Annotated in this window: 12 protein-coding genes and 1 pseudogene; 11 read left to right on the forward strand and 2 right to left on the reverse strand. The window is 67.7% G+C overall.

The window, feature by feature from the left end; genetic code table 11:
• The first annotated feature begins 205 nt into the window (after positions 1-205).
• From ACIRJP_RS25770 to ACIRJP_RS25820, 11 genes and pseudogenes are all read left to right on the forward strand, one after another.
• Positions 206-1000 (forward strand): HAD family hydrolase, encoded by a 795-nt coding sequence (locus ACIRJP_RS25770; protein ID WP_404178561.1) that lies wholly within the window; start codon positions 206-208, stop codon positions 998-1000.
• Between the two features lie 79 nt (positions 1001-1079).
• Positions 1080-1361: pseudogene (locus tag ACIRJP_RS25775) on the forward strand (alcohol dehydrogenase catalytic domain-containing protein); the annotation flags it as partial.
• 279 nt (positions 1362-1640) lie between these two features.
• Positions 1641-1994: a hypothetical protein gene (locus tag ACIRJP_RS25780; protein ID WP_404178714.1), complete on the forward strand. Its 354-nt coding sequence runs from the start codon at positions 1641-1643 to the stop codon at positions 1992-1994.
• Between the two features lie 17 nt (positions 1995-2011).
• Positions 2012-3163, forward strand: coding sequence for a hypothetical protein (locus ACIRJP_RS25785; RefSeq protein WP_404178564.1), 1152 nt, complete (start codon positions 2012-2014; stop codon positions 3161-3163).
• A complete protein-coding gene (locus tag ACIRJP_RS25790; RefSeq protein WP_404178567.1) occupies positions 3157-4053 on the forward strand; it encodes a radical SAM protein in 897 nt (298 codons plus the stop codon). The genes ACIRJP_RS25785 and ACIRJP_RS25790 overlap by 7 nt, the downstream gene beginning before the upstream one ends.
• Positions 4050-5066 (forward strand): hypothetical protein, encoded by a 1017-nt coding sequence (locus tag ACIRJP_RS25795; protein ID WP_404178570.1) that lies wholly within the window; start codon positions 4050-4052, stop codon positions 5064-5066. The genes ACIRJP_RS25790 and ACIRJP_RS25795 overlap by 4 nt, the downstream gene beginning before the upstream one ends.
• 14 nt (positions 5067-5080) lie before the next feature.
• Positions 5081-5791: a methyltransferase domain-containing protein gene (locus ACIRJP_RS25800; protein ID WP_404178573.1), complete on the forward strand. Its 711-nt coding sequence runs from the start codon at positions 5081-5083 to the stop codon at positions 5789-5791.
• Positions 5788-6876: a hypothetical protein gene (locus ACIRJP_RS25805; protein ID WP_404178576.1), complete on the forward strand. Its 1089-nt coding sequence runs from the start codon at positions 5788-5790 to the stop codon at positions 6874-6876. The genes ACIRJP_RS25800 and ACIRJP_RS25805 overlap by 4 nt, the downstream gene beginning before the upstream one ends.
• Positions 6873-7790 (forward strand): glycosyltransferase family 2 protein, encoded by a 918-nt coding sequence (locus ACIRJP_RS25810; RefSeq protein WP_404178579.1) that lies wholly within the window; start codon positions 6873-6875, stop codon positions 7788-7790. The genes ACIRJP_RS25805 and ACIRJP_RS25810 overlap by 4 nt, the downstream gene beginning before the upstream one ends.
• 99 nt (positions 7791-7889) lie before the next feature.
• Positions 7890-9293 carry a tyrosine--tRNA ligase gene (gene tyrS, locus ACIRJP_RS25815; protein WP_404178582.1) on the forward strand — a complete coding sequence of 468 codons (1404 nt, stop codon included), beginning with the start codon at positions 7890-7892 and terminating at the stop codon, positions 9291-9293.
• A gap of 1136 nt (positions 9294-10429) precedes the next feature.
• A complete protein-coding gene (locus ACIRJP_RS25820; protein ID WP_404178708.1) occupies positions 10430-10975 on the forward strand; it encodes a DUF6542 domain-containing protein in 546 nt (181 codons plus the stop codon).
• A gap of 29 nt (positions 10976-11004) precedes the next feature.
• On the opposite strand, the gene ppgK is transcribed toward ACIRJP_RS25820, so the two are convergent.
• Both ppgK and ACIRJP_RS25830 read right to left on the reverse strand, forming a co-directional pair.
• Positions 11005-11742: a polyphosphate--glucose phosphotransferase gene (ppgK, locus tag ACIRJP_RS25825; protein WP_404178586.1), complete on the reverse strand. Its 738-nt coding sequence runs from the start codon at positions 11740-11742 to the stop codon at positions 11005-11007.
• Between the two features lie 65 nt (positions 11743-11807).
• A complete protein-coding gene (locus ACIRJP_RS25830; RefSeq protein ID WP_404178589.1) occupies positions 11808-12797 on the reverse strand; it encodes a 4-hydroxy-3-methylbut-2-enyl diphosphate reductase in 990 nt (329 codons plus the stop codon).
• Positions 12798-12860: the final 63 nt, after the last annotated feature.

Here is a 12860-nt window from a genome sequence, read left to right on the forward strand (position 1 = left end):
AGAAGGCGCGGACAATCTGTCCGCTCGCACGCCTTCCCGGGTGGAATCCTCCTGCACACAACGCACACCGCCAGGGCCCGGTTCCCCAGAGAGCATTCCCCCTTCCTTCGCCCCAACGACCAAGACGTCGTCGGGCCGTAGATACCTAGCCGGCCGAAGAGTTCGGTTCTGCACACGCCCACCGACCTACTGATGGAGCCCCGACATGCGCTATCCGTCGACGAGTCCGCTCGCGGTCAACACACACCCAATAGGCGAGGTACCGCTTGGCACTTCCCTCCGGCGGAGTTCCGCAGCTCCAGTTCCACGCCCGACAGCGGTGATACTCGATCTCTTCGGCACGCTCGTCGCGGCCCCGAGCGCAGTCGAACGGAGCGCCGCAGCTGCCGAGTTCGCTGCGGTCATGCGCGTATCCGCGGAGGTCGTCGAGTCGGCACTCTCCGGCAGTTGGCGGGCGCGGCACGACGGGCAGCTGAGGTCCACGACCGAAGTCGCGATTCACCTCGCCGCCCGCTGCAACGCTTCCACCGCCTGCACGGACGAGCTCGAAGCGCTCCTGGCACGGCTCGCCCACCATCGGTTGCGGACCGATGAGACCCTGTTGCACGCACTGGATGAACTCCGCGACCGCGGAGTCAGGTTGGGCCTCCTCAGTGACGCTTCCCCTGACATCGCCGAGGTGTGGCGCCGCAGTGAACTCGCACCGCACTTCGACGCCGTCGTGTTCAGCTGCCGGGCGGGTGCGGTGAAGCCCGACCGTCAGCTCTTTGTCGCGGCCCTCGGAGAACTCCGTGTCGCGCCGATTCAGACCCTCTACTGCGGCGATGGTGGCGGTGACGAGCTGGGCGGCGCGGAACGAGCCGGGATACGTGCTCTGCGCGTGGCCCGCCGGGGCGGGATGACCGGCCTGGCGTTCGGCGAGATCGCCTGGCATGGCACTGCCATACCCGACGTGGAGGCCCTCCCCTCCCTGCTGGACAGGTGGGGAATCGATGAGTAACCCGCTTGCCTGGGCCGTTGAGGGCGGCACCCTCTGTCAGCTTCCGGCTCCGCTCGACGTGTCCTCCGAGCGTGAAACGATGATCATCGAGACCCGCTACACGGGATTGTGCGGAAGCGACGTCGCGAAGCTCAATCACCCCTGGCAGGGGCGATTACCGGAACCGTGGCACCTCGGGCACGAATTCGTCGGGGTCGACGCAGAGACAGGGGACTGGGCCGCAGTCGACCCGCTAGTCCCCTGTTCCTCGTGCCACTACTGCGACCGCGGCCATGTTCACCTCTGCCCGAGGCTCCGACGGATCGGATGGGATCTCCCCGGTGGCCTCGCCGACGCCGTGAGGGTGCCCCGCGACAACGTCGTCCCGCTACCCCATCTGCATGATCCCGCGCACGGGGTCCTCGCCGACCCTGTAGCGGTGGCCTTGCACGGAGTCCGTTGCGGACTCCGGACGCCTCTTGGGCAGCTCGGCATCATCGGGGGCGGCGTCCTCGGAGTTTGCACGGCCATCTGCGCGGCAGAGGCGGGGTGGGACGTCCACATGATGGTCAGGGAACCTTCCCGGTCGCATCAACTGAGATACGTCCTCGACTCGCACATCACCCTCCACTCCACCGACATGCCACCGTGCGATGTCGTCGTGGACGCCGCGTCCGGTCTCAGTGACGCCCCGATACGCCAGGCACTGAAGGTCGTTCGTGATGGCGGAACGGTGCTCGTGCAGAACGCCTACGCGCCCCGCGTCACGCTCTCCGCCCCCTTGCGGGACATCTTCCGTCGCTCGATCACCCTGCGCGGCTCCTTCTCGTACTGCCGCGCCGATGGTCACGACGACTTCAGAGACGCCATCGACGTCATCGCCAGGGGCGGCGACTGGGCTGCCCTGATGACCCGGGACCGATTCCCGCTCAGCGAACTGCCGCAAGGGCTGGCGGCCCTCGGCAGCCAAGCACGTCATCGCCCATTCAAAATCCTGCTCACATGCGACACCTGAGGGAAGGAGCCCCCGCTGTGGCGGTCACAACGCCATTGCTGGCCCACAAGATCAACGCGCCGGCCGATATCGCACCCCACGACGTACACGAAGGAATCACGAGCATCCTCGGGTTACCCGAGGGCCACACGCGCGACGTGATGCTGGGAAGCGTCCTGACGGGCCTGCTCCTGCGGGGGCCGAGGCTGGAGGAGGTCGAAGCCGCGGTCCGGGCCGCGACGGCCCTGGACCGAAACGGCTGGCACTTCCACCACCCGCCGGAGGGCATGCGGTTCGTCGGCTATACGGGCAGCGGAAAGAAGACGTTCAAGACGATCAACCTGAGTACCGCCGCCGCGCTGGTGGCGGCCGCAGGGGGAGCGCACGTCGCGAAACTCGGATCGCGCAGCGCGTCGTCGAAGACCGGGTCCCGCGACTTCATCGACCAGGTGGGCGCGACGAGCGACACGGTGCCGCATCAGGAGATGGTCGACATCACGACGGAGACCGGCTTCGGATTCTTCTCCATCGAGAACCGGGTGCCCGAGTTCGACCGTCGCTACGGAGGCAGGTTTCAGGCCGTACACGCCCTCAGTCTGGCGTTTCCCGCCCTCCTCAGCCCGGTCGCCTGCCCCGCCTACGTGTACGGCCTGTCGCACCCCGCAGTCGGCGCTTCCGCTCGGCTGCTCTCCAGGCTCGGCCTGCCGGACGTGACGGTCATCAACTCCAGCCTCGGCCAGGCGGTCCAGGTCGACGAACTGATCCCCGGAAGCGCAGTGCGGGCCTGCCGGATCAACGCCGGCCACGAGGATCTGGCGTTCAACAACGAGGTGCGCGAAGGCGCAGCGTCGATGCCGCAGGACCTGATGTCCGTCACCCAGTACGAGGACCCGCGGGAGAACGTCGCCGCCGCAATACGCGTGCTGGCAGGGCAGGACGCCAGTCAGGCGCGGAACGCGGTCGCCCTCAACGCGGGCCTGCTCATGCTGACCTCCGAGGTGGTTCCCACCATTCAGTCCGGTATCGACCGGGCACTCACGATCATCGACGCGGGCGCGGGTCTGGACACACTCCAGCAGTTCGTACGTCTCACGGGCGGTGCCCCGGACAAGCTTCGCTCGCTCCTGCGTCCCGCCTCCTCGACGGCCCTCCTGGTCAGCTCCGGCAGTAGGGAGAAGGCATCATGCTGACGCACGACGAGCTCGGGATCGTCCACCTGGTGCTCAACACCGACTGCAATGCCTGGGATCTGGCTCCGACCAGCGCCTCACCAGGCGTATGCCGCTTCTGCTACCGCGAGCGCAACCGGGTCCGGACCGACGCGGACACGGTCCGCCGTGTCATCGACCGGGTCCGTTCCGAGTCCGAGGCCCATCGGTGCGTCTTCACCGGCGGCGACCCCGTGATGCCGTACGACAACCACCTGGAGGTCGCCCTCCAGCACGCCACCGAGGTCGGCTTCGAGACGAACCTCCACACCAACGGGCTGCTCCTCAGCGATCGCTATGCCGGCGTCCGCGATCACGTGACCGTGTACTCCTTGGCGGTCGACGGACCGAACTCCGAGACGGCTGACTGGTTCCGCGGGCAGGGGTACTTCGCGCGCTTCCTCTCCAACGTCGAGTTCCTCGCCTGCGACCAGCGGCGGCTCGCCTTCAACACGTTCACCACGGCCGGCTCCGTGAAGGAGCTGCCGAGCCTCGCGCGGCTCATCTCCGGAGTGACCCAGCGGACGGACGTCGAGTACTGGCTGATCTCCCAGTACCGCCCCATCGGCCGCGCCAGCACGCGCAAGGCGGAGATCTACGGCTTCGAGCGGGACGACTTCGTACGGGCCGTGGACGACGTACGCGGCGACGTCAACGGCGTGCCGGTCTACGCCCAGCCGACGCGCGCGCCGGAGGACCCGTACCCGTTCCGCGTCTGGGTCCTCGCCGACGGAACAGTCACAGCGGACCTCGGCAGCGTCGCGACGCCTCGCAACACGGAGCTCGGCGATCTCCTGACCGACGGCTTCGAGCCGCTGGTCCGTCGGGCCTTCGCCCTCCGTGAGCAGACTCAGTTGGAAGGAATCGCATGAAGTTCGACACTGCGTACTACGAGAGCGTCATCGACCAGCACAGTTACGAACGTCTGGGGCTCGGCGCCATCGACTTCGGCCTCGCGGGGATGAGTCCCGACGACCTGCACACGAAATGGGTGTGCCATACCGGAGCGCGCCAGTTCGCGGAGGCGGTCGCGGACGGTCAGCCCACGATCGTCACCACCGGGGTCGGGCTCGGGGGGCCGCCCCACGCCGGCACCCTCTTCCAGCTGCTGCGCGCCGTCAAGCTGCAGCAATGCGGGCTCGACGTGCAGATCGTGCTGGGCGATCTCGACTCCTACAACGCCCGCCGTACGCCCCTGGACTCGGTACGGAGACTCGCCGACCAGTACGAGGAGTTCGTCCTGCGCCTCGGGTTCGACGCCGTGCGGGGTGTGCTGCGCAGACAAGAAGGCGAGACCGAGGTCCTGGCCACCGCGTTCCTGCTGTCACGCCACCTGGACGACGACGACTTCCAGTGGGCGGAGGAGGACCTCGCCGGTCTCTACCGCAACCACGGGATCTTCGACCACCTCAACTACGGGATGAAGCAGGCCACCCTGCTCATGGCCGCGGACTTCGTCCATCTCCTCAGCGAAGGACGTCACGTCCTGGTCTCCCTCGGGGTCGACGAGCACAAGTACGTCGCCCTCGCCCGGCGCGGGGCGGAGCGCTGGGGCCTGCCCGCGGAACGGCTGTCCGGCATCTACACCAAGATGATCCCGGGCTTCGGTGGCCTCCCCAAGATGAGCAAGAGCATCCCCGGCTCCGGTATCGACGTCTCCATGTGCGCCGAGGACATCCGGGCCCTGCTCAGGGCGGACACCGACACCTCCCCCACCGACGACGGCTCGGCGCTCCTTCAGATGTACGCGTGCCTGCCCGAGGTCGACGGCCGAGAGTACACCCGGGCCTCGGCCGCGCGCCGTGCCGGCGGCACCGAATGGCACACCGTTCGCGAACAGCTGGTCGAGCGGATGCTCTCGCTGTTCTCCCACTGGCCGAAGTAAGCAAGGAGCATCTCGTGCACACAGACACCACGACCGCCCGCCGGCCCCTCGGCGACGCCGAGTCCTACTTCATCAGGAGCGGCTACCGCAGCCGGGACCGGGTGGAGTACTTCCTCGACGAGACGGACGAGACCGTGATCTGGCAGCCCGATGTCTACCCCTACGCCGCCGCTCGGGCCAGGGAGCTCGGCCGCGACGTCGTGATCGACATCGGCTGCGGCCGGGCGGGCAAACTGGCGTCGCTGGCCTACGAGTACCCGGCCTGGTCCTTCATCGGCGTGGACTTCGGGGACAACCTCGTGTGGTGCCGCGACAACCACCCCTTCGGCGAGTGGATCGAGGTCGATCTCGAATCGGCCGAGCGTCTGCCCATCGACCCCGCCCTGGTACGCCGGTCCATCGTGGTCTGCTCCGACGTGATCGAGCACCTGGTGAATCCGGTTCCGGCCCTGTCCCTGATCCGTGGCCTCCTCCTGGAGGGGAGCGCCGCCGCCGTGCTTTCCACGCCTGCCCGCGAGTGCCGCAGCGGTTACGACACTCCCGGACCGCCCCGCAATCCCAGTCATGTGCGGGAGTGGGCGAGCGACGAATTCCAGGCGCTGCTGAAGGCTTCGGGCTTCGCGATCCACCACGCCAAGCTCACGCGAAGCGACGACGCCTCCAACGGCCTCTCCACCCAGCTGCTCCTCGTCGGCGCGGAAGTAGCGGAGGGAGAACAGCGGTGACAGCGGTTCCCCGGTCCGAGGGCATGCGTGTCGTTCACCTCCCGGCTCGTACACCGTACGCGTGGAAACTACGGAGCCACGACTTCCACATCCTGAACGGAACCGAGATCCCCGGCGGCGACACGGTGCCGACGGCGGTCAACGCCACCTGGCTCCTCGAACATGCCCCTCTCACATGGCTCGATGTCCTGCACCTGCACCACATCGACTTCGAGGACCCCGCCACTCTGGAGCGCCTGCTCGACGCGTGCGTGGGCGGCGGAGTGAAGGTGGTCTTCACCGCCCACGACACGCGGCCCATGGTCGGCAGCGCCGAGGACTTCACCACACGGCTGCGGTTGCTCCACTCGGCCGAGGTGAGCTGGGTCTGCCTCACCGAAGGCTCTGTCACCAAACTGACCGAGGTCCTCGGCGAGCGTCCCGACGCGGCCGTCGTCCCCCACGGGTACGTCGCGGCCCCGGAGGAACTGGCCGGCCTGGAGCGCGAGTCCAGCGCCTCGCCCCGGTACCTCATGTTCGGGGCCTCACGGGCCAGCCGGGACCAGTTATCCACCCTGGCCAACTGGAGTCTGGGGTTCACGAACCCCGACAGCACCCTCCACGTCCTTCTGCGCGCCTTCAGCCCTGCCGACTTCGCCGACGGAGGCCGCGCTCCGCTGCTACTGGAGACGGCCCGGCGCGATCCCCGTATCCGCCTGACCATGCGCCCGTATCCCACGGACCAGGAAGTGGTCGAAGCCGGCCTGGCATCGGACGCGCTGCTGCTCCCCTACCTCTGGGGCAGCCACTCCGGCCAGCTGGAGCTGGCCTTCGACCTGAACCTGCTCCCGGTCTGCTCCCTCACGGGACATCTGACCGAGCAGTACGAGCAGCACAAGGGACTGGTCGAGGAGCCTGAGTGGTTCGACTGGTCGCAGGGGCACCCCAATCTCTTCGGAGAGAAGTTCCTGACCGCCCTGGAAAACGCGGCGGCTCGGCTCGACTCCAGGCCACGCCGTCTGAATCGTGAGTTCCTCGACCACAGGGCTCAGGAACATCAAGCGATTCTGCGGCAGTACGCCCGCGTGTACGGAGGTGACCGATGAACGGCCCGCCTCGTATTTCGTGCGTGATCCCGTGCCACAACTACGGCCGGTATCTCGACCGGGCCATAACGAGCTGCCTGGAACAGGAACCCGGAGACTTCGTCCTGCACGAGGTGATCGTCATCGACGACGGTTCCGTCGACGAGACCGAAGAGGTGTGCCTGCGCCACGCGGGAAACGACAAGGTCAAGGTCCTTCGGAGGAACCAGCAGGGTTTCGGACAGACCCTGACCGACGCCTTTCTCGTCAGCACCGGTGACTGGGTGGCTCCGCTCGACGCCGACGACTGGTTCCACCCGTCGAAGCTGCGTACATGCGCCGAGGCGATGACGGGTGGGACGCTGTTCATCGAGCACTGGGAGCACGTGGTCGACTCCGACGGGAACCCGATGTTGAAGGAGCCGCACCCGGGCGGGAACACGAGCACGCTGGTGGTCCACCGCGACGCCGCCATGAGCCTCCTTCCGGTGAGCAACGAGATCTTCTTCCACGCGTTGCGCGAGGCCGGCCGAGGCATCGCCCTCCGGGATCCGTTGACCTTCTACCGGGTCCACCCTCGCAGCATGACCGACCGCGGTACGCCTGGTGTCTCACAGGACTACCGGGCCGAGGTCTGCGTCGCGCTCTCGGACCGTCTCCGTGCGATGGACGGGAATCCTCCCGCGTGGGCGAACAGTCGCCAGCTACGAAGGATCTCCTGGCATTTCCGCACGCTGGCCTTCGGCCACCGGGTGGAATCCGCCATGCAGCGGGAGAAGCGCCTGTCCGCGATGCTCCTGATTCCAGGAATGCTCATGGGCACGCTCCGTTCCCGTGACCCGATAAAGCCGTGGCTCCGGTCGCTCTCCAGTACGGTCGCGGGACGGCCGCTGGTGCGGCTGACTGCAAACCCGGGACAACCGGGTCATTCATGATCAATCCGACGATGTAATGAAGGCGGCGATGATAAAATCGCCGCTTCCAATCCCACTACTGGCCAGGCCAGTTGTCCGACGCAGGAGCGTATAGGCGCCATGAGCCGTTTGAGCGAGTCCGTCACCCGTGTCATGCACATCCTCGATGGAGCGGACCTGGGCGCGGACTATACGGCCGCGCAGCTGCTCGGCGAGACAACAGCACGGCGCTCCCTCGACCTCTCCGACCTCTCTCCCCGCGAGCAGGCGGCCCTGGTCGAGGGGCGCGCGAACCACCTGATCCCCTCGGCCGCGGCACTCGCCGAGAAGATCGAGGCCGCGCAGGCGGCGGGACGACCGTTCGTCGTCAAGTACGGCATCGACCCGACCTCGCCCGATGTCCACCTCGGCCACGCGGTGCCGATCATCATCGCCAGCCGGTTCCAGCGGATGGGCCACCACGTCGTCTTCATCATCGGCGACGTCACGGCCAAGATCGGCGATCCGTCGGGACGCTCCTCGGAGCGACCGCCCCTCACCGACGAGGACATCGCTCGCAACCTGAGTGGCTACCAGCAGCAGGTCACGCCGTTCATCGACTTCGAGCGGGCCGACCTGCGCTTCAACGGCGAGTGGCTGAACAAGGTCACCCTGCCGGAGCTCGTCGGGGTCCTCGCCCGGGTGCCGGTCTCCATGTCGCTCCAGCGCGAGGATTTCCGCACCCGGCTCGCCGAGGGCCACGGGCTGTCCATCGCCGAGCTCGTCTACTCCGTCGTCATGGCCTGGGACTCGGTGGCTATCGACGCCGATGTCGAACTCGGCGGCATGGACCAGCTGCTGAACCTCCAGATGTGCCGCAAGGTCATGGAGATCTCGGACCAGACCCCCGAGGTCGTCATCACCACCTCGCTCATCGAGGGTACCGACGGCACGGGCGCCAAGATGAGCAAGAGCAAGGGCAACTACGTGGGCCTGACGGCATCGCCTGATGACGTCTACGGCCGGCTGATGTCCATCCCCGACCACCTCACCGAGCCGTACCTCCAGCTGCTCACCGAGTGGACGGACGACGAGATCCGCGTGCTCACCAAGCGCCTGGAGGAGGGAACCGCGCACCCGATGGCGATCAAGCGGATCCTCGCCGGCGAAGTGGTGGCAGCTCTCCACGGCCTGGACGCCGCTGCCGCCGCCCGCGCGGAGTTCACGGCGCGCTTCTCCAAGCGCTCCTTCGGCGACACTCAGAACCTCCCCGTCATCTCCCTGAAGGACCACTCCGAGGAAACGCTCGGGGTGCTGATCCGTCACACGCTGGACTTCGCTCCCAGCATCTCCGCCGTGCGCCGCGTGGCCCAGCAGAACGGCCTCCGCCTCATCCTCGAGTCGGGCGGAGAGCAGCAGACCACTCAGCTCACGGAGGCTTCTGTCCAGCAGGTGCTCAGCGCGGTCGTGAGCGAGGTCGGGGCACTCGACGGTGCCGAGCTGTACCTCAAGGTGGGCCGCAAGGTCGCCCGCATCGACCTCTGAGGTCATGTGCGGCGCCGACTCACCTGCGTGAGTCGGCGCCGTTCTGTTGCCGCCTCCGGCGATCGAGGGATCACATGGGGTAGTTGGAAGCTGACGCATACGTGGGTCGAGTTTCTGCCGCCTGGCCTCTGACGCAACCAGTTCTGGATGCCCGACCCGACCGCTGGGCACCCCCTTGCCTCACGGCAGTTGCAGAACAGCACACGAACGCCAACAGCACTATGTCTGATCGCTCCAACCCAGCTCGGCGGCGTCCATCGACCCCACACTCCTGGGACTTTTCAGGGACTTTCAACACTGTCTGAGGGACTTCCGAGGGACTTTCCGCCGCGTAACGCGGCAAGCCACCGAAAGACCGGAAAGGGCCTCAGACACAGGTCAGAGGCCCTTTCTCAGGCAAAGCCGCAGGTGACGGCAGACGAGTCGGGCTGTACGCCCAGTACATGTTCGATGAAGTCGCCTTCCCTTCGGAGGGCGAGTGGCGGTTCCCCTCCGCCAAGAAGGTCGTGTGCCTGGAGACCAGCCTCACGGTCCGCTTCTGCGCCGGATGATGGGCGCAGAAGCGGTGAACCTGCGCCCTCTGCCGGGCCTGCACGCGATGCAGATGGTCATTGCCGGTCCGGGGCCCGCCCGGCAGCACGATCGCGCGCCTCGCCCCGGAGGAAGGGGGGCCACTACGCCGCAGCTGACGCGGCGCGGCAGATGGGCCACCCGGCCGTCTTCCTTACCGGGCTCACAATGCACGACCTGGACACGGCCGAGCTGGAAGGCTTCCTCCGCGAGCGCTGCCCAATCCGCTCGACGCCGGGGGAGACAGCGGCTCAAGTTTGCGCCTAAGGCTCACCGTCCCGATCGTGAGCGACACGTTGGCGACTTCCTGAGGAGTGAGGTGGGTGGAGGGGACCGCGGACCGGGTGGGCCGATTCTCCAGTTTACGGGCGGGGGCAACCGGGTCCCCACGGGTCCGGTCGGGTGCCGATTCGGTTCCCGTTCGGCCGTGTGGCATCGAACTCATCCCCTAGGTCGCGCAAAGGGCGTGTCCCGTACCTGATTCCTGCCGCCCGGCGACCTACGTTGTCCCGGTGGAGCAGCCCAGGACACGTCCCCCGCAGCGCAGGCAGTCTCGCCAGGCCCCGCTGTCCCCGCAGGGCACCATCGAGGAGACCGCGACCGTCTACCGGGTGGTGAGCGCACCGGAGGGCCGTACGCGTCCGGTGCCGCCCGTCGTTCTCGCGCTGCGCAGGCTGCCGAACCCCCGGCTGACCGGGATCGGGGCCGGGCTCTTCGCCGCTGCCACCATGTTCGTACTGGCCTGTCTCGACCTGCTGGTCCTCGACGGTTCATCGGTGGTGTTCGGTGTGCTTTTCCTGCCGGTCTGCGCGCTGACCGCGCTGTGGGTGCGGCCCGCGGACCTGGTGACCGCGCCGATCATCGTGCCGATCGCCTTCGCCGTCGGCGTCGTCCCGATCGCCGGTGGCACGGGCGGTTTCGGCGGCCAGACCATGGCGGTCGTCACCGCGCTCGCCGTGCACGCCGGGTGGCTGTACGGCGGAACGCTCATCGCCGGGCTCATCGCGACCGTACGCAAGGTACGGCTGATGCGTCAGCGGCAGCGCCGCATGCTGCTCGCCGCGCAGACGGCCCGGCCCTCCTCCCGGGGACCGCGCCGCCCGCGGCGGTGAGTGCGGAGCCGCGAGCGGCGCGCAAGGCTCTAGTTGCGCTTGGCCGCCATCGCCGCGCCGACGATGCCGGCGTTGTTCTGGAGCTCCGCGGGCACCATCTCGGCCCGTACGTGCTCGATCAGGGGCAGGAACTTGTCGGCCTTGCGGCTGACCCCGCCGCCGATGATGAAGAGCTCGGGTGAGAACAGCATCTCCACATGGGCCAGGTATTTCTGCACCCGGTGCGCCCAGTGGTGCCAGCTCAGGTCCTCGTCCTCCTTGGCCTTGGTGGAGGCGTGCTTCTCCGCGTCGTGGCCGTTCAGCTCCAGGTGGCCCAGCTCGGTGTTGGGTACGAGCCGGCCGTCGCTGAAGAGGGCGCTGCCGATCCCCGTACCGAGCGTCAGGACGATCACGGTTCCCTTGCGGCCCCGGCCCGCGCCGAAAGTCATCTCCGCGACACCGGCCGCGTCCGCGTCGTTCAGCACGGTGACGGGGAGGCCGAGCCGGGCGCCGAGCAGTCCGCGGGCGTCCATGTCGATCCAGCCCTTGTCGACATTGGCCGCGGTACGGGTGACCCCGTCGGTGACCACGCCCGGAAAGGTGACGCCCACCGGGCCCGCCCAGTCGAAATGGCCGACGACCTCGGCCACGCACTCGACCACGTCCTTGGGCGTGGCCGGATGCGGTGTCAGTACTTTCTGGCGCTCCTGCGCCAGGTCTCCGCGGTCCAGGTCCACGGGAGCGCCCTTGATCCCGGATCCGCCGATGTCCACGCCGAAGATCTGCATGCAGTCCACGGTACGGGCAGGCTGCCCGGCCCACTTCCCGAAAGCCGGACGGCGTAAGCCGGGTGTCACTTCTCCTGGAGGGCTGCGGCCTCGGCGCGCAGGTCGCGGCGGAGTTCCTTGGGCAGCGAGAAGGTGATGGACTCCTCGGCCGCCTTCACGATCTCCACGTCCTCGAAACCGCGCTCGGACAGCCAGGCCAGGACGCCGTCGACCAGCACCTCGGGGACCGACGCCCCGGAGGTGACGCCGACCGTGGAGACACCCTCCAGCCAGGCCTCGTCGATCTCCTCGGCGAAGTCGACCAGGTGGGCGTCGTTCGCACCGGCGCCGAGGGCGACCTCGACCAGGCGAACCGAGTTGGAGGAGTTCTTCGAGCCGACGACGATCACGAGGTCCGCGTCCGCGCCCATCTGCTTCACCGCGATCTGGCGGTTCTGCGTGGCGTAGCAGATGTCGTCGCTGGGCGGCGAGATCAGGAGCGGGAACTTCTCCTTGAGCGCGCCGACCGTCTCCATCGTCTCGTCGACGGAGAGCGTGGTCTGGGAGAGCCAGACGACCTTCGACGGGTCGCGCACCTCGACACCGGCGACATCCTCGGGGCCGTCGACCAGTGTGATGTGGTCGGGGGCCTCACCGGAGGTGCCGATGACCTCCTCGTGGCCCTCGTGGCCGATCAGAAGGATGTCGAAGTCGTCCTGCGCGAAGCGGACGGCTTCCTTGTGGACCTTGGTGACCAGGGGGCAGGTCGCGTCGATCGTGGCGAGCTTCCGCTCGGCCGCCTCCTCGTGCACGGTCGGTGCGACGCCGTGCGCGGAGAACATCACGATCGAGCCCTCGGGGACCTCCGCCGTCTCCTCGACGAAGATCGCGCCCTTCTTCTCCAGGGTCTGTACGACGTACTTGTTGTGAACGATCTCGTGGCGCACGTACACCGGGGAGCCGTACTGCTCCAGGGCCTTCTCCACGGCGATCACGGCACGGTCCACCCCCGCGCAGTAGCCACGGGGAGCGGCGAGCAGGACGCGGCGAGGTGTCGTAACAGTCATGCGAACCATCGTAAGGCCGAGTCGAACGCGCGGATGATCAGCCCGCTGGCGAGACTGACGGGACTGGCAGGA

Source organism: Streptomyces sp. NPDC102437, from assembly GCF_044765565.1.
Taxonomy (GTDB): Bacteria; Actinomycetota; Actinomycetes; order Streptomycetales; family Streptomycetaceae; genus Streptomyces.